Raw genomic sequence first — 16,497 nt, forward strand, 5'->3', positions numbered from 1 at the left:
GCGTGCGCCTCCTGCGCCCCTGTGAGGGTGGTTTTCATGATCCTCCTGCGGCCCATGCTCAGGACAGACATCTCTGCGCAGCAGGAGGAACCCATGCTCGTACGTACTGGTATCGCCGCAGTCGCCCTGATGACGGGTATGGCGGCTGCCCCCCAACACGCCGTCGCAGTCTCGGAACCCGCACATGCTTCAGCCGACAGTTTCAAGGCTGTCAACTACGACACGATGCTGCTGTCAAATCTGATGCAGATGGGCACCGGGACCAACTCCATGAACACCGCGCGGGTCAAGGAAATGCTCAGCCAGGACTTCCTCCGGGACGAGGACGTCGACGTCATCGTCTTGGAGGGTTTGTTCCACATCGATTCCTCCAAGCAGCTCCTGAATGGCCTTCACGACCTCGGCTACATCTACCAGACCAGGGTGGTCGGTGCCTCTGAGTGGGGCGGAACCTATGCAGAGGACTGGGACGCAGAGCACTGGCACAGCACCGGGACCGAGCCGGATAACGGCGGCGTGGCCATCGTCAGCAGGTACCCGATCCAGGTCGCGGAACAGACAGTGTTCAAGGACGGCTGTGGCTCAGACAAACACGCTGCCGGCTTTGCCTATACAAAAATCAACAAGAACGGGCGGCAGTTCAGCATCATCGGCACGCACCCGCAGTCCACCGACTCCGGCTGTGGAAGCAGCAAGGACGCAGCCGACATCCGCGCCAAGCAGTTCCGTGAGATCGACGAATTCCTCACCTACAAAGAAAGGAAGAACCAGATCTCCCAGGACGAACCGGTCCTCCTGCTCGGCGACATGAACGTCGACCGCAGTACCGCYGAATACGAGGACATGCTCCGGCTCCTCCAGGCTGGCGACGGCAGCCGCAGCGGCGAGCGATACTCCTTTGACACGCACAACAATGACATCGCACGACTGCGCTACTCCACCGATGCAGCCGAGGATCTCGACTTCGCCCTCCAGCGCACCAGCCACACCAGGCTGACCGGCTGGGCGAGCCAGGTTGTCCGTCCCCGCGGCAGTCAGCCGATCAGGCTCACAGCCGGCGGGCGCCAAACCGACACCACCGACCTCAGCGACCACTACGCCCTCACCGCTAGCGGGGCGTTTCCGCAGGATCGCCCCTGACGCACCATCAACGAGCGTCACTCCCGACGACGCCTCTGACGGGCAGATACGRAAGTGCTGCTGGAGTTGCAGCGAGTCAGGAGCGGAGCCAGAGACGTACGGCGGCGACGGTCACGGTGCCGTGAAAGACGTACGCCCTCTTGTCAAAGCGTGTGGCGACGGCCCGGTAGATCTTCAAGCGGTTGATCGGGCGCTCGACCTCGTTCCTGCGGGCATAGCGTGCCGGGTCAAAGCCGATGGGCCTGCCACCGCAGCTGCCACGGCGTTGGCGGTGAGCCTGTTGATCACGGCGTTCGGGGATGGTGTGTTTGATCTGTCGACGCCGCAGGTACCGGCGATTTCGGCGTGATGAGTACGCCTTGTCTCCGCTCAGGTGGTCCGGCCGGGTGCGAGGACGGCCGCTAGCCGGACGGGCCACACGAATGCGCTCCAGGACCGGGATCATCTGCGGGGCGTCGCCCCATTGTCCGGGCGTGATCAGCATGGCCAACGGTCGTAACCCGCCCTCACCGGCCAGGTGGATCTTCGTCGTCAGCCCACCGCGTGAGCGGCCAAGGGCTTCATCTGAACGGTGCTGGGCGGGCTGGGCGCGCTTCCCAACATTGCGCGGCGCCTGCTTGCGTGCGCCAGCAGCGTGCTGGTGAGCACGGCACACAGTAGAGTCCACGCTCACGTGCGTACTGCTCAGATCCCCCCGCGTCCGGTCCGGTTCACCTCCGCTCGCGCGGAGCCCAGTTGGCGACGCGCTGACGCATGTCACCAGCTAGTGATCTGGTTCGGAGATCCTGTCGCAGTAGCGGCAGATGCGGTCGAGGATCTGGTCGGCGGTCTTGGTCCATTTGAAGGGCCGAGCCTGTTCGTTCCAGGTCTTGATCCACTCTTCGAGTGCGGTCTTGAAGTCGTCGAGTGAGCAGAACACCCCGCGTGTGAGGCAGCGTCGTTCCAGCTCGGCGAACCACCGTTCGACCTGGTTTATCCAGGACGAGTAGGTCGGGGTGAAGTGGAGCTGGAAGCGGGGGTGCGCGAGCAGCCACTTGTGCACCACGGGCGCCTTGTGGGCGGAGAGGTTGTTGCAGATGACGTGGACCGCCAGACCGACAAGAGCTCGCCAAGGAGTGCAATTACTCCCTCGCCACGGTCTACCGGCTCCTGCATCAGACCGCTTGCGCAGGGCCTCGGGGGTCACCGCACTCGCGTCGGAGGTAACTGGCGGTTCTGGATTCATGCGGCGGAGTTCCATTCGTTGAGGGCTTCGGCATGGGCGGCGGCCAGCTCGTCGTAACTGCGCTGGTCGGCAGGGGTGATGAGGATGAGCCGGCCGTCGGTGGCGATACGCCAGTCGGTGGCAGGACGGCCAGCGACCGGGTCAAGGACGCTCCCGCCAGGGGCTTGCCAACCGCACGGGATCTCATCGGGGCGGGGGGCAGGGACCAGGACCCGGCGGCCGTCGCGGACGATCACCACGGCCTTGCTGCGGTGCTCCGCACGCCGGTCCAGTGCTTCCCGGTACACCGCCCGCTCGGCCGCGTGCCGGGTCTTGCGCCGAACCACGACGCCGACCGTCCCGTATAGCTGGGCTATGTCGTCCCAGCCCTGGGCAAGCCGTGTGTCCGGTTCGGGAACGGCATCCAGCAGGCTGTCACCGAAGCCATCCACCGCACGAGCAGCGAGGCTCCAGGTCTCGCCGTCRTGGTGGACGAGACCGTGGTCGGCCAGACGCCCCAAGGTCCGATAAGCACTGGCCCGGGACACCGAGGCCGTACCGACGAGCTCGCTGACCGTCTGGGCAGGCCGGACGTGCAGCGCTCCGATGATCATGAGGGCGGAGCTGCCGAGGCCGCGGTGGGCGAAGGCATCCTGGCCCATCAACCGGCCGATGCCGGTGGAGTCGATGTCGGCCGTCATGCCTGTCTCAGACGTGGCCCACTCCTCAAGTGCCAGGTCGGGGGGGTACTGAGTGGTCCGGAAACGGGACAGCGAAGCCGGGGCAGGACGGCCGCAGGAGCTGCCGTGGTCGAGGTACCAGGTGGAGCCCTCCCGGCCGTGACCGACCCGCAGCCGACGCAGCCAGCCCTGTGGCTTGAGGACGGTCGCGTAGACCACCCGCAGCGTTGTCCGCGAGACACCGGCTTCCTCCGCGGTCTGCCGCTCGCTGGCGTGGTGCAAAGGGCCGCCCGCTGTCTCGGCGAAGTTGAGATGCGCCCGTAGCACCCGCAGCGCGGTCCGCCCCCGCTCACCGCGCCAGGGCGTGGTCTCGATACGGTCCCGAAGCGCGGCAAGGACCTCGTACGCGTGGGGACGCGACTCCAGCACCCGCGATCCGGCGACCGCCGCTGAGGCGCTGTCCCACACCCGTCGGATGTAGTCCAGGGCGCGCGCCTGCCCCGAGCGCAGCGCGATGTGCCGGGCGTGCCGACCGCCCTCGTGGTCGGGGTGCAGTAGTAGCCGGGTCAGCTCGTCGCCGGAGCCGCCGGCCCGAGCGACGTGGCAGGAGATGGCCGCAGTGATGCGGTGCCCGTGCTCGGCCGCGCCCTGCCGGTCCTGGCGCAGGGTTACGGTGCGGCCGTCGGAGCCGAGCCTGCTGTAACTGCCCGTCGCATACCGGCCGGTGAGGTCGCCGAGTAGGACGAGCTCGGCCGCAGCCGGGTGAAGCTGGTGAAGGCCCAGTCGGCCGAACGTGTGAGGGGTCTGACGCTGTGGTTCTGCCTGGTGGCTGTGGTGTGGCACCGTGGGGTCGTCTCGCAAGGTCAAGGGCGCCACCCAGGCCCGCTAAAACCACGGGTGATGCCCGGAACCGACCTCCAATCGGTGCCAGCGAAGCTTCCAGGATTGCCGTCCCGGAGGCTCTCGTATGCCTGGCTCCCATCCGGAGGCAGGCGTCCCCATCGCAACTCGACCAAGGCGGGACCAGAGAGCCATCGAGGTCGCCGCTCCTGATCGACACCTGCCAACTCAGGTCGCGCAGAGGCAAGTCGCAGAGGGATCGCCTCTGCAACCCGTCCTAGCAGGTCACAGCCGTTTCGGCCTCCATGAGTCCAGGTCAGAGGGGTGCGGTCGGATTACCACGAGTACACGGTCATCACGCCTGGTTCCCCCACGCGAGGCGCGCGCCGGATCGTCACCGGTGAGGAGAACCAGGAGGACTACTACACGGCCGACCACTACGCGTCGTTCGACCTGGTCGACTACGGCTGCTGAGCCTGCCGGCCGAGGTTGACGCCCAGGAACGGTGCGACCAGCCGGGAGTCCGGTCCGCGCTCAGCCGGACTTCCGGCTCTCGGCGGCGGCGAACAGCGCGATCGCCAGCACGATCAAGGCGATGCTCGCGTAGATCTCGAAGCCGTCGAGGAACCCGATCCGCTGTACGAGACCCCAGTCCCAGTCGGTGAACTCGTGCACCAGGCCGGCGATGCCCTGTACGAGGGCGATGAATCCGAGGATCTCCAGGAACTGCTTCATGCCATGACTCTCGCCCCGCGGACCCCCCACGCCCATCGGCCGCGGGGCGAGCCATGGCCGACGGAAGTCCAAATTCCGTGCGGGCCGGTACGTCCAAAGTCGATGGTGGCGCGACTTTGGTCGGCGATCGCGCCCAAGGAAGCGCATCGGCGCCCGTCCCTGCGTAGATTTGTCGACCGTGAGTGGTGACAAGCCGGAGTTCGCACAGCCGGCGTTCGAGGGGCGGCGCTGGCTGCTGCCCTCCGCCCTGGTGAAGGAGTTCGAGCTCGACCCCGAGCGTTCCGGACGGCCCCGGCGCACCGCGCGCGACTGGGTGGTCGACTTCTCCTGCTTCCTGGTGGCCGTGTTCATCGGCCTGCTGGCCGCCGACACGCTGCAGGACGAGAACCTCCCCGACGGCTACGCCGTCTTCGACCAGCTGGTCGGCGCCCTCTCCTGCGCCGCGGTGTGGCTGCGCCGCCGCTGGCCGGTCGGGCTCGCCGCAGCGATGGTCCCGGCCGCCCTCGTGTCCAACACCGCGGGCGGCGCGAGCCTGGTCGCCCTGTTCACGCTGGCCGTGCACCGGCCCTTCCGGTACGTGGCCTGGATGGCCGGGACGTACGCGGTGCTGAATCCGCTGTACTTCCTGGTCCGCCCCGAGCCCGACATGTCCTACGGCTGGTCGGTCTTCCTGGCCACGCTGCTGACCGCCGCGGTGGTCGGCTGGGGCATGCTCGCACGGTCCAAGCGCCAGCTCATGGTGAGCCTGCGCGACCGGGCCCGGCGCGCCGAGACGGAGGCGCAGCTGCGGGCCGAGCAGGCGCAGCGGCTCGCCCGCGAGGCCATCGCCCGGGAGATGCACGACGTCCTCGCCCACCGGCTGACGCTGCTCAGCGTGCATGCGGGCGCACTGGAGTTCCGGCCCGACGCACCCCGCGAGGAGATCCAGCGGGCGGCGGGCGTGATCCGGGAGAGCGCCCACGAGGCCCTCCAGGACCTGCGGGAGATCATCGGCGTACTGCGGGCGGGCGAGCCCGATGACGGCGGCCGACCGCAGCCGACCCTCGGCGGGCTGGAGGCGCTGGTCACCGAGTCCCGGGAGGCCGGCATGAAGGTCACTCTCGACCAGCGCGTCACCGACCCGGGCGCCGTGCCCGCCTCCGTCGGCCGCACCGCCTACCGCATCGCCCAGGAGGGCCTCACCAACGCCCGCAAGCACGCCCCCGGCACCGAGGTCACGGTGACGGTGACCGGGGCGCCGGGCGAGGGCCTGTCCGTGTCGGTGCGCAACCCCGCGCCCGAGGGCCCGGTACCGCACGTTCCCGGCTCGGGACAGGGCCTGATCGGCCTGACGGAACGGGCGACGCTGACGGGCGGAACCCTGGAGCACGGGCCCGCGGCGGACGGGGGGTTCGAGGTACGGGGCCGGCTGCCGTGGGGGTGACGCCCGCCGGGTCGGCGCCATGGCACCCAACGGCCGCCCCGATGCGCCCTGTTGTGCGCCGCGGAGATCGGGCACTCCACGCCGTCCGGCACCTGAACGCCGTGCAACCGTGATTACGTGAGGCACATGACTGCGATCAGACTCCTCCTCGTCGACGACGACCCGTTGGTCAGGGCCGGTCTGTCCTTCATGCTGGGCGGCGCCGACGACATCGAGATCGTCGGCGAGGCGGCGGACGGCGCGGAGGTCGAGGCGCTGGTCGACCGCACCCGGCCGGACGTGGTCCTGATGGACATCCGGATGCCGTCGGTCGACGGCCTCACCGCCACGGAGCGGCTGCGCGCCAGGAAGGACGCCCCGCAGGTCGTGCTGCTGACCACCTTCCACGCCGACGACCAGGTGCTGCGGGCCCTGCGCGCCGGAGCCGCCGGGTTCGTGCTCAAGGACACCCCGCCCGCCGAGATCGTCGCCGCGGTCTGCCGCGTCGCGGCCGGCGACCCGGTCCTGTCGCCCACCGTCACACGGCAGTTGATGGACCACGCGGCCGGCTCCGCCGCCGACACCCGCCGCACGCGCGCACGCGCGCGGCTCACCGCCCTGAACGACCGCGAGCGCGAGGTCGCCGTCGCGGTGGGCCGTGGCCTGTCCAACGCCGACATCGCCGCCGGACTGTTCATGAGCGTCGCCACCGTCAAGACCCACGTCTCCCGCGTCCTGGCCAAGCTCGACCTCAACAACCGGGTGCAGATCGCCCTGTTGGCGTACGACGCGGGACTCCTGGAGGAACTGGAGGACGGCGGGCACTAGTCGGGATGCCCGCGCGTTGTCGGTGTGACGGAAGGGGGAGCGTCATGGTGGAAGTCATCGACCTGGGGGAGTTCGGAGACGGGTTCCGGGTCAACCCGCATCCTGTGTACGCGCGCCTGCGCGAACGGGGCCCGGTCCACCGGGTCCTGCTGCCCGACTGGCAGTCCGAGGTCTGGCTCGTCGTCGGGCATGACGAGGCACGCGCGGCGCTCGCCGATCAGCGGCTGTCCAAGGACGGATCCAAGATCGGCCTGAAGTCGCTCGAAGAGGGGATGATCGGGAAGAGCCTGCTGGCCACCGATCCGCCCCAGCACACCCGACTGCGCGGGCTGATCTCACGCGCCTTCACCATGCGCCGCGTGGAGGAGCTGCGACCGAGAATCCAGCAGATCACCGACGACCTGCTCGACGCCATGCTGCCGCGGGGCCACGCCGACCTCGTGGAGTCGCTCGCCTACCCGCTGCCGCTCACCGTCATCTGCGAACTGCTCGGGGTGCCCGAGATGGACCGCGGCCAGTTCCGCAGGATGTCGACGGAGGCGATCGCACCGACCAGCCCGGGCAGTGAGGTCGAGGCTTTCACCAGCCTCGGTGCGTACTTCACCGACCTGATCGAGGACAAGAGGTGCGCCGGGCCCACCGGTGACCTGCTCAGCGACCTGATCCGCACCACGGCCGAGGACGGCGACAGGCTCTCCCCGGACGAACTGCGGGGCATGGCCTTCATCCTGCTGATCGCCGGTCACGAGACGACGGTCAACCTCATCACCAGCGGCGTCCACGCCCTGCTCACCCACCCGGACCAACTCGCCGCCCTGCGAGCCGACATGACCCTTGTGGACGGCGCCGTCGAGGAGATGCTGCGCCACGAGGGCCCGGTGGAGACGGCGACGTTCCGGTATGCCGCCGAGCCCCTGGAGATCGCGGGCAATCACATCGAGAAGGGCGAAGCGGTGATGGTCGGTCTCACGGCGGCCAACCGGGACGCCGGCCGCTATGCCGCGCCGGACACCTTCGACATCCACCGCGACACCCGGGGCCACCTCGCCTTCGGCCACGGCATCCACTACTGCCTGGGCGCTCCCTTGGCCCGCCTGGAGGCCCGCACGGCCCTGCGCTCCCTCCTGGAACGCGCTCCCGGCCTGGCGCTGGACGGCCCACCGGGGGAGTGGCTGCCGGGGATGCTGATACGCGGGATGCGGAGTCTGCCGGTGCGCTGGTAGCGGCGTAAGTGCCGAGGCCCTTCGGGCGCCCTCCTCACAGCGCCGCGTTCTGGGTCCCGCCCAGCAGTTCGGCGATCGCGACCGGTCTTCGGTCGCGTCTCGACAGCTCGCACGCCTCCGAGATCCGCAGCGCCTGCAAGGCCTCCCGGCCGTCACAGGGGTTGGCCCGCTCGCCCCGCACGACCTCCACGAACGCGTTCAGCTCCGCCTCGTACGCGGGTCCGAACCGCTCCAGGAACCCGGCCCAGGGCTTGTCCGCCGCGGGCGGCCCGGTCGGCTCCGTGGACGCGATCGGCGTCCGGTCGTCCAGGCCCACCACGACCTGGTCCAACTCCCCGGCCAGCTCCATGCGTACGTCGTACCCGGCGCCGTTCAGCCGTGTCGCCGTGGCCGTGGCGAGCATGCCGTCGTCCAGGGTGAGCACCACAGCGGCCGTGTCCACGTCACCGGCCTCACGGAACATCGCGGGCCCGGCGTCCGACCCGGCCGCGTAGACGTCGACGACCTCGCGCCCGGTCACCCAGCGCAGCATGTCGAAGTCGTGGATCAGCGTGTCCCGGTACAGCCCGCCGGACAGCGGCAGCCAGGCGACCGGCGGCGGTGCCTGGTCGCTGGTCAGCGCCCGCACCGTGTGCAGCCGCCCGAGCCGGCCGGAGCGCACTGCCTCGCGCGCGCCCTCGTAGCCCGCGTCGAAGCGCCGCTGGAAGCCCATCTGGAGGATCGTCCCGGCGGTCTCCACCTCCCCGATCGCGTGCAGCGTGCCCGGCAGGTCGAGCGCTATGGGCTTCTCGCAGAACACCGGAAGCCCCGCCCGTGCTGCCCGACCGATCAGTTCGGCGTGGGCCGATGTCGCCGTCGTGATCACCACGGCGTCCACGCCCCACCTGAAGATCTCGTCCACCCCGGGCGCGGCCGTCTCGCCCAGCCGGTTGGCCAGCTCCTGGGCACGCGAGACGTCCGCGTCCGTGAGGATCAAGGAGCCGACGTCGCGATGGCGGCTGAGTGTGTTGGCGTGGATGGTGCCGATGCGGCCCGTACCGATGACCCCGATGCGCATGGAAACAAAGTGCGGGTTCAGTGCGTAAGCTGTCAATGCAAATGTCCGGACAATCAAACTACACGACTTCCCGTCAACAACGCGTAGAGCTACAGTCGGCCCGTGCCGAAACCAGAAGTGGACCCGACCGTGGAACTCGAGCTCAGCGTGGACCGGAGCAGTCCGGTGCCCTTGTACTTCCAGCTGTCCCAACAGCTCGAAGCCGCGATCGAGCACGGGGCGCTCACGCCCGGCAGCCTGCTGGGCAACGAGATCGAACTCGCCGCACGCCTCGGCCTGTCCCGGCCTACCGTCCGCCAGGCCATTCAGTCGCTGGTGGACAAGGGCCTGCTGGTGCGCCGCCGGGGCGTCGGCACCCAGGTCGTGCACAGCCAGGTCAAGCGCCCGCTGGAACTCAGCAGCCTCTACGACGACCTGGAGTCGGCCGGCCAGCGCCCGGCGACCAGGGTGATCGTCAACACCGTCGTCCCGGCGTCCGCCGAGGTCGCGGCGGCGCTCGGGGTGGCCGAGGACAGCGACGTGCACCGCATCGAGCGGCTGCGCCTCGCGCACGGCGAGCCGATGGCGTACCTGTGCAACTTCCTGCCGCCCGGCCTGCTGGGTCTGGACACCGCGCAACTGGAGTCCACCGGCCTGTACCGGCTGATGCGCGCCGCCGGCATCACCCTGCACAGCGCCCGCCAGACCATCGGCGCCCGCGCCGCGTCCGCCGCCGAGGCCGAGCGCCTGGCCGAGGAGGAGGGCGCCCCGCTGCTCACGATGCAGCGCGTGACGTTCGACGACACGGGCCGGGCGGTGGAGTACGGCACGCATACATATCGCCCGACGCGCTACTCGTTCGAGTTCCAGCTGCTCGTACGGTCGTGAGGACACCGACGGACCGGCCGGTAGGTTGCAATGTCAGGACAAAGTAACGCCCTGAACCGCAACGTGCCGCAGGGGTGCGGGGCCGTATCGATGCGCGGCTCCGCCGTCTGGGCCCGACCCGCCACGGCGAACCGGCACCCGGCGTGTGACGCGCACCCCCATTTGTCGCCCCGTTCGGCACCCAGCGTGAGCGTGCGGCAGAATCGGGCCTGATGAGCACCTACCGCGACCTCACCGCCCCCATCGGCTCCCGCCGAGCCCCCGTGCTCCGAACGGTCGGCCCCCGGGAGCGCCGGTCACACCTGTCGGCGCCCAGAGTCCCCACCGTGGGCATCGACATCGGCGGCACCAAGGTGATGGCGGGCGTCGTGGACGCCGACGGCAACATCCTCGAGAAGGTCCGCACCGAGACCCCGGACAAGTCCAAGAGCCCCAAGGTCGTCGAGGACACCATCGTCGAACTGGTCCTGGACCTGTCCGACCGCCACGACGTGCACGCCGTCGGCATCGGCGCGGCCGGCTGGGTCGACGCCGATCGCAACCGCGTCCTGTTCGCGCCCCACCTGTCCTGGCGCAACGAGCCCCTGCGGGACCGCATCGCCGGCCGCCTCGCGGTCCCCGTCCTGGTCGACAACGACGCCAACACCGCCGCCTGGGCCGAGTGGCGCTTCGGCGCCGGCCGCGGCGAGGACCACCTCGTCATGATCACGCTGGGCACCGGCATCGGCGGCGCGATCCTGGAGGACGGCCAGGTCAAGCGCGGCAAGTACGGCGTCGCCGGTGAGTTCGGCCATATGCAGGTCGTGCCCGGCGGCCACCGCTGCCCGTGCGGCAACCGCGGCTGCTGGGAGCAGTACAGCTCGGGCAACGCGCTGGTCAGGGAGGCACGCGAGCTGGCCGCCGCCGACTCGCCGGTGGCGTACGGGATCATCGAGCACGTCAAGGGACAGATCTCCGACATCACCGGCCCGATGATCACCGAACTGGCCCGCGACGGCGACGCCATGTGCATCGAGCTGCTGCAGGACATCGGCCAGTGGCTCGGCGTCGGCATCGCCAACCTCGCGGCCGCCCTGGACCCGTCCTGCTTCGTGATCGGCGGCGGTGTGTCGGCCGCCGACGACCTGCTGATCGTCCCCGCGCGGGACGCCTTCAAGCGCCACCTCACCGGCCGCGGCTACCGTCCCGAGGCCCGCATCACCCGCGCCCAGCTCGGCCCCGAGGCCGGCATGGTCGGCGCCGCCGACCTGGCCCGCCTGGTCGCCCGCCGCTTCCGGCGCGCCAACCGGCGCCGGGTGGAGCGCTACGAGCGCTACGCGCGCTTCGCAGAAGCCCGCCGGACGTCCCAGGGGTCGGCGTGACCGTGTCCGTACCCCGCCAGACCGACTCCCCGGGCGAGCAGTCCCAGCCGGGCGAGGACCGTCGCCACAAGATCCGGCGCAGGGCGCTCACCCTGCTCATCATCGTGCTGCTCATCGGCGTCCCCGCCGGCTACCTGGTGATCTCCGCCAACCAGAGCCGCAACAGCGGCAAGGACAAGGAGGAGAAGTACTCCGCGACCGGCCTGTCCGAGGGCTGGCCGTCCAGGGTCCAGCGCCGGATCTACCAGATCCCGATCCCGGTGCCGTCGTACAAGGTCGCGTACTACGAGACGAACAACTGGCGCACCAGCCGTCTCTACGTCCAGTTCGAGACGACCGGCGAGAACCTGGACCCCTTCCTGAAGTCCATGGGCGTCCACCGGGACGGCCTGAAGAAGGACGACATCACCATCAACGCCCGCGACCAGAAGATCACCGGCTGGGACTTCACCGGATCCGGTCCGTGGTACGGCCTCGTCCACAAGCAGAAGGACCCGGCGCCCACGAAGGACGTCGTGGTCAACCTTTCCGACCCGGACCACCCGTTCGTCTACGTCGTCTCGCGCACGACCCCTTGACGACTCCATGAGGTGCCGCGGCCCACGCCGGTCGCCGCGACCGATTGTCAGACCCCGCCCGTAGAGTCGAAGACGGTTGATCCGATTCGAGGGCGGGAGGTGACAGGGCGTATGAGCGACAGGGCCGCGGTGGCCGAGCGAGCGGGGGAGAGCGTCCCCGTGCGGCTCGCGGCCGTCTTCCTGCCCGCGCCCCTCCCGCGCGAAGGCCGGATCGCCTTCTGGGACCCGGAGGGCGGCCCGCTGCCCGCCGAGGACACGGAGCTCACTGTCGTACGACGCCATGGAGCGGGAGTGCGCCGCAGGACCGCCCCCGCGCTGTCCCTGCCGGTCGGCGAGGCGCTGCCGCTGCTCGTGCGGGCCCGGCGCGACCCGGCCGCCCATCCCGCCACCGCCTGCTGGGGCGCGGCCGCGCTGCACGCCCTGCGGCTCACCGCGCGCGGCCGGCTGCTGCCCGGCCTGACCCCCACCGGCCACGACGCCTGGCGGGCCGGCCCTCTCGACCCGGACGACATCGCGCATCTGCGCGCGGTCGCCGCGGCCCTGCCGTACGAGGGCCATGCGGTCCCCCTGCCCGGTCCGGGGCCCCTGCGGCTGCCCGAGCCGGAGGCGCTGATGCGCGCCTTCCTGGACGCGGTCGCCGACACCCTGCCCCGCACCCCCGCCGCACCGCACGTCTCGGGAAAGCCCTTCGCCGCGCGCGAGGCCCAGCGCCTGCCCGACGCCCAGGACTGGGCGGCCGAGGTCGCCGCCGGCATGGACGCGGGCGTGCGGATCTCGCTGCGCCTGGACCTGTCGGCGTACGACCTCTTCGACGACCGCGACGACGGCGCACGCAGCGCGGGAGCGGCCATCGTCCAGGTGCACAGCCTCGCCGACCCCACCCTGGTGGCCGACGCGGCCGCCCTGTGGTCCGGTGAGGCGGACGCGGCCTTCGGGCCCCGCGCGCGGGTCGACGCGGCGCTGGCCGTGCGGCGCGCGGCCCGGGTGTGGGGGCCGCTCGACCGGCTGGCCGAGCAGGACGTGCCCGATGTGCTGGCCCTGTCCGACGAGGAGTTGGGCGACCTGCTGGGGGTGGCCACGACCCGGCTCGCGGCGGCCGGGGTGGCGGTGCACTGGCCCCGCGACCTGGCGCAGGACCTCAGCGCGGCGGCGGTCGTACGGCCCGCGCCGGGCTCGGCGACCGACGGCACCGGGTTCTTCGAGAGCGAGGAACTGCTGCAGTTCTGCTGGCAGTTGGCGATCGGCGGCGACCCGCTCAGCGAGGGTGAGATGGACGCGCTCGCCGAGGCGCACCGCCCGGTCGTCCGGCTGCGGGACCGCTGGGTCCTGGTCGACCCGGCCCTGGTCCGCAAGGCCCGCAAGCGCGAACTGGGCCTGCTCGACCCGGTCGACGCGCTGTCCGTCGCCCTCACCGGCACCGCGGAGGTCGACGGCGAGACGGTCGAGGCGGTGCCGGTCGGCGCCCTGGCCACCCTGCGCGACCGGCTGACGGTGGGCGTAGGACCGGCACAGCCGCCACCGGGACTGCGGGCGACCCTGCGGGACTACCAACTGCGCGGCCTGGCCTGGCTGGAGCTCATGACGTCCCTGGGACTCGGCGGCTGCCTTGCCGACGACATGGGACTGGGCAAGACGATCACGGTCATCGCCCTGCACCTCAAGCGCGCCCGCACGGCCCCGACCCTGGTGGTCTGCCCGGCCTCGCTGCTCGGCAACTGGCAGCGGGAGATCACCCGTTTCGCGCCCGGCGTCCCCGTCCGCCGCTTCCACGGCCCGGACCGCACCCTGGAGGACCCGGACGACGGCTTCGTCCTCACGACGTACGGCACCATGCGGTCGACGGCGCCGACGCTGGCCCAGCACACCTGGGGCATGGTCGTCGCCGACGAGGCACAGCACGTCAAGAACCCGTACTCGGCGACCGCGAAGGCCCTGCGCACGATCCCGACGCCCGCGCGCGTGGCGCTGACCGGCACACCGGTGGAGAACAACCTCTCCGAGCTGTGGGCCCTGCTCGACTGGACGACCCCGGGTCTGCTCGGCCCCCTGAAGTCCTTCCGCGCCCGGCACGCGCGCGCCGTGGAGAACGGCGAGGACGAGGAAGCGGTGACCCGGCTGGCCCGCCTCGTGCGCCCCTTCCTCCTGCGCCGCAAGAAGTCCGACCCCGGCATCGTCCCGGAGCTGCCGCCCAAGACCGAGACGGACCACCCGGTCCCGCTCACCCGTGAACAGGCGGCGCTCTACGAGGCGGTGGTGCGCGAGTCGATGTACGCCATCGAGACGGCGGACGGCATGGCCCGCCGGGGCCTGGTCCTGAAGCTCCTCACGTCCCTGAAACAGGTCTGCGACCACCCTGCGCTCTACCTGAAGGAGGAGACAGCGGCGACCGAGCGACTCGCCGTCCGCTCAGGGAAGTTGACCCTGCTCGACGAACTGCTGGACACCTTGCTGGCCGAGGACGGTTCGGCGCTGGTGTTCACGCAGTACGTGGGCATGGCCCGCATGATCGCCGCGCACCTCGAGGCCCGGGCGGTCCCGGTGGAGCTGCTCCACGGCGGTACGCCCGTCCCGGAGCGCGAGCGGATGGTGGACCGCTTCCAGGCGGGCGCGACGCCAGTCCTGGTCCTGTCCCTGAAGGCCGCCGGCACCGGTCTGAACCTGACCCGCGCGGGCCATGTCGTCCACTTCGACCGCTGGTGGAACCCGGCCGTCGAGGAGCAGGCCACCGACCGCGCCTACCGCATCGGCCAGACCCAGCCCGTCCAGGTCCACCGCCTCATCACCGAGGGCACGGTCGAGGACCGCATCGCCGAGATGCTCGAATCCAAGCGGGCCCTGGCCGACGCGATCCTCGGCTCCGGCGAGTCGGCCCTCACGGAACTGACGGACCGTGAGCTGTCCGACCTCGTGTCGCTGAGGAGGGAGTCGTGACGGGGCCGGCCGAGCCGGGGCGTGCGGCGGGCGGCGAGCCTGAGCCCAGCCCGGCCGACGCGGTACGCCGAGCGCTGCGGGCTGCCCGGGAGCGGCGGGAGGCGGCTCCGGGCGCAGCGGGGGACCAGGGCCTGGCGGAGCCCTCCGACGGGCGGGATTCGGAGCGAGGGGCGCCTGCGAGTGAGGAGTTGGCGGCGGGTGAGTACGAGCGCCGGGGAGCCCGGCCGGGTGACGCCGCACGTGCGGCACTGCGGCGGGCGGTAGTTGCCAGGCGGGGTGGGAGTGAGGGCGCCGAGGAGGAGGCCGGGGAGGACAGCAAGGGAGCTGAGCCGGGGGCTGCCTCGGACGGTGAGAAGGCCGTTTCCGAGGGTGGTTCCGTCGCGGCGCGGAGTGCTGCGGACGAGGACGATGCGGAGGGCGACCGTGGCGTGACACGGCCCGCGGTACCCCGCACCGCCGGCGGGGGCGAGGACTCGGACCGGCCCGGTGCGGGGGCGGGTTCGGCCGCCGACGTACCCGACCCCGCGTCCGACCGGCGAGGGGCGCGCCCCGCGGATGTCGCCCGAGAGGCGTTGCGCGCTGCCATGGAGGACCGGCGACGGGCCGAGGCGGAGGAACCCGACCGGGGTGCTCAGGGCGCGCGACGGGTGCGTCGGCCCGCGGTGACGACCGGTTCCGATGGCCGACGTGGAGGGGAGGGGCGTACCGACAGCCTGCGTGGTCGTGCCGAGAGCATGCGTGTCCGTGACGTACAGAGCCTGCTCGCCGGTGCCTTCCGGATGCCGTCGTCGGACTCGCCGTCGGACGCGCCCCAGGGGGACGACTCGGGGCCGCCCGATCCGACCGACCGGCACCCGGCACCCACCGACGCCGCGTCTTCGGCCGTTACGCCTCCCACGGCGCCGTCCTCATGGGCCGGCAGCGATCACTCACCCGCTCCTGCGGCACCCCAAGTACCCCGCTCCATGGCCGTCCCCGCCCGAGACGGTGAACTCCGGCGTACCTTCCCCGCCTTCGCGCCCCGCCCGTCCGACGACGACCGCATCGCCGAGAGTTGGTGGGGCGACGCCTGGGTGACCGCGTTGGAGGAGGGCGCCCTCGATGCCAAGCGGCTTGTGCGGGGCCGAGGTTACGCGCAGGAGGGGCATGTCGATGCCATCACCGTGACGCCGGGCCTCGTGCTGGCGTATGTGCGCGGCAGCCGGCCGCGGCCGTATCGCGTGCAGGTGCGGCTGCGGACGCTGGACGACGCGGACTGGGCGCGGTTCCTCGACGCCGTCGCGGAGCGGCCGGGGCACATCGCGGCCCTGCTGGACAAGGAGATGCCGCAGTCCCTCGCCGAGTGTGGCGTGCCACTGTTGCCGGGACCGGGCGACCTGGAGCCCCGTTGCAGCTGCCCCGACCGCGGCCACCCCTGCAAACACGCCGCCGCCCTCTGCTATCAGACCGCACGCCTGCTGGACGCCGACCCCTTCGTCCTGCTTCTGCTGCGCGGCCGCGGTGAGCGCGAGTTGCTCGACTCGCTGTCCCGCCTGAGCGCCGCCCGCGCGGCCCGTGCCGCACAGGAACAGGAGCCGGCGCCCCTGGCGGGCGTGCGGGCCACCGACGCCCTCACCCCGGACCGTCGACTCCAGGTCGCCCGGTCCCGGCA

At 71.1% G+C, this 16,497-nt stretch carries 12 protein-coding genes and 3 pseudogenes; 10 read left to right on the plus strand and 5 right to left on the minus strand.

Annotation, left to right across the window (positions count from 1 at the left end):
- The first annotated feature begins 36 nt into the window (after window positions 1–36).
- Window positions 37–1,140: an endonuclease/exonuclease/phosphatase family protein gene (locus EAO75_RS16415; protein WP_187284464.1), complete on the plus strand. Its 1,104-nt coding sequence runs from the start codon at window positions 37–39 to the stop codon at window positions 1,138–1,140.
- Between the two features lie 76 nt (window positions 1,141–1,216).
- On the opposite strand, the pseudogene EAO75_RS16420 reads toward EAO75_RS16415, so the two are convergent.
- The 3 genes and pseudogenes from EAO75_RS16420 to EAO75_RS16430 form a co-directional block, all read right to left on the minus strand.
- Window positions 1,217–1,816: pseudogene (locus EAO75_RS16420) on the minus strand (IS5 family transposase); the annotation flags it as partial.
- Window positions 1,817–1,903: 87 nt separating this feature from the next.
- Window positions 1,904–2,380, minus strand: a complete 477-nt coding sequence (locus tag EAO75_RS16425; RefSeq protein ID WP_315987110.1) for a transposase — start codon at window positions 2,378–2,380, stop codon at window positions 1,904–1,906.
- Window positions 2,362–3,867, minus strand: a complete 1,506-nt coding sequence (locus EAO75_RS16430; RefSeq protein ID WP_261989319.1) for a helix-turn-helix domain-containing protein — start codon at window positions 3,865–3,867, stop codon at window positions 2,362–2,364. Before EAO75_RS16430 ends, EAO75_RS16425 begins: the two co-directional genes overlap by 19 nt.
- 333 nt (window positions 3,868–4,200) lie before the next feature.
- Here EAO75_RS16430 and EAO75_RS16435 point away from each other — a divergent pair.
- A pseudogene (locus EAO75_RS16435) lies at window positions 4,201–4,338 on the plus strand (ribonuclease domain-containing protein); the annotation flags it as partial.
- Between the two features lie 60 nt (window positions 4,339–4,398).
- Here EAO75_RS16435 and EAO75_RS16440 read toward each other — a convergent pair.
- Window positions 4,399–4,599, minus strand: a complete 201-nt coding sequence (locus EAO75_RS16440; protein ID WP_147995796.1) for a hypothetical protein — start codon at window positions 4,597–4,599, stop codon at window positions 4,399–4,401.
- Between the two features lie 178 nt (window positions 4,600–4,777).
- On the opposite strand from EAO75_RS16440, the gene EAO75_RS16445 reads away from it, so the two are divergent.
- From EAO75_RS16445 to EAO75_RS16455, 3 genes are all read left to right on the plus strand, one after another.
- Complete coding sequence (locus EAO75_RS16445) at window positions 4,778–6,022, plus strand: sensor histidine kinase (RefSeq protein WP_147995797.1); 1,245 nt, start codon at window positions 4,778–4,780, stop codon at window positions 6,020–6,022.
- 126 nt (window positions 6,023–6,148) lie between these two features.
- Window positions 6,149–6,829 carry a response regulator transcription factor gene (locus EAO75_RS16450; protein WP_147995798.1) on the plus strand — a complete coding sequence of 227 codons (681 nt, stop codon included), beginning with the start codon at window positions 6,149–6,151 and terminating at the stop codon, window positions 6,827–6,829.
- Window positions 6,830–6,873: 44 nt separating this feature from the next.
- Window positions 6,874–8,052 (plus strand): cytochrome P450 family protein, encoded by a 1,179-nt coding sequence (locus tag EAO75_RS16455; RefSeq protein ID WP_147995799.1) that lies wholly within the window; start codon window positions 6,874–6,876, stop codon window positions 8,050–8,052.
- A 34-nt stretch (window positions 8,053–8,086) separates the two neighbouring features.
- Here the strand turns inward: EAO75_RS16455 and EAO75_RS16460 are convergent, their stop codons facing one another.
- Window positions 8,087–9,109: a Gfo/Idh/MocA family oxidoreductase gene (locus tag EAO75_RS16460; RefSeq protein WP_147995800.1), complete on the minus strand. Its 1,023-nt coding sequence runs from the start codon at window positions 9,107–9,109 to the stop codon at window positions 8,087–8,089.
- Between the two features lie 129 nt (window positions 9,110–9,238).
- Between EAO75_RS16460 and EAO75_RS16465 the strand changes: the two genes are divergently transcribed.
- The 5 genes and pseudogenes from EAO75_RS16465 to EAO75_RS48590 form a co-directional block, all read left to right on the plus strand.
- Entirely contained in the window at window positions 9,239–9,976 is a 738-nt protein-coding gene (locus EAO75_RS16465) for a GntR family transcriptional regulator (RefSeq protein WP_187284484.1), read from the plus strand.
- A gap of 212 nt (window positions 9,977–10,188) precedes the next feature.
- Entirely contained in the window at window positions 10,189–11,337 is a 1,149-nt protein-coding gene (locus tag EAO75_RS16470) for an ROK family glucokinase (protein ID WP_147995801.1), read from the plus strand.
- On the plus strand, window positions 11,334–11,915 hold the full coding sequence (locus tag EAO75_RS16475) for a sugar kinase (RefSeq protein WP_147995802.1): 582 nt from the start codon (window positions 11,334–11,336) through the stop codon (window positions 11,913–11,915). Before EAO75_RS16470 ends, EAO75_RS16475 begins: the two co-directional genes overlap by 4 nt.
- A gap of 111 nt (window positions 11,916–12,026) precedes the next feature.
- Window positions 12,027–14,846, plus strand: coding sequence for a DEAD/DEAH box helicase (locus EAO75_RS16480; protein WP_147995803.1), 2,820 nt, complete (start codon window positions 12,027–12,029; stop codon window positions 14,844–14,846).
- Window positions 14,847–15,274: 428 nt separating this feature from the next.
- Window positions 15,275–16,460: pseudogene (locus EAO75_RS48590) on the plus strand (SWIM zinc finger family protein); the annotation flags it as partial.
- Window positions 16,461–16,497: the final 37 nt, after the last annotated feature.

The organism is Streptomyces sp. UW30 (assembly GCF_008042075.1).
Classification (GTDB): Bacteria; Actinomycetota; Actinomycetes; order Streptomycetales; family Streptomycetaceae; genus Streptomyces.

What these genes read in the sequence shown, in the direction of transcription:
- EAO75_RS16425 (WP_315987110.1), bottom strand. Translation starts at nt 2,380, where the DNA reads ATGGAACTCCGCCGCATGAATCCAGAACCGCCAGTTACCTCCGACGCG.
- EAO75_RS16440 (WP_147995796.1), bottom strand. Translation starts at nt 4,599, where the DNA reads ATGAAGCAGTTCCTGGAGATCCTCGGATTCATCGCCCTCGTACAGGGC.
- EAO75_RS16450 (WP_147995798.1), top strand. Translation starts at nt 6,149, where the DNA reads ATGACTGCGATCAGACTCCTCCTCGTCGACGACGACCCGTTGGTCAGG.
- EAO75_RS16455 (WP_147995799.1), top strand. Translation starts at nt 6,874, where the DNA reads ATGGTGGAAGTCATCGACCTGGGGGAGTTCGGAGACGGGTTCCGGGTC.
- EAO75_RS16460 (WP_147995800.1), bottom strand. Translation starts at nt 9,109, where the DNA reads ATGCGCATCGGGGTCATCGGTACGGGCCGCATCGGCACCATCCACGCC.
- EAO75_RS16470 (WP_147995801.1), top strand. Translation starts at nt 10,189, where the DNA reads ATGAGCACCTACCGCGACCTCACCGCCCCCATCGGCTCCCGCCGAGCC.
- EAO75_RS16480 (WP_147995803.1), top strand. Translation starts at nt 12,027, where the DNA reads ATGAGCGACAGGGCCGCGGTGGCCGAGCGAGCGGGGGAGAGCGTCCCC.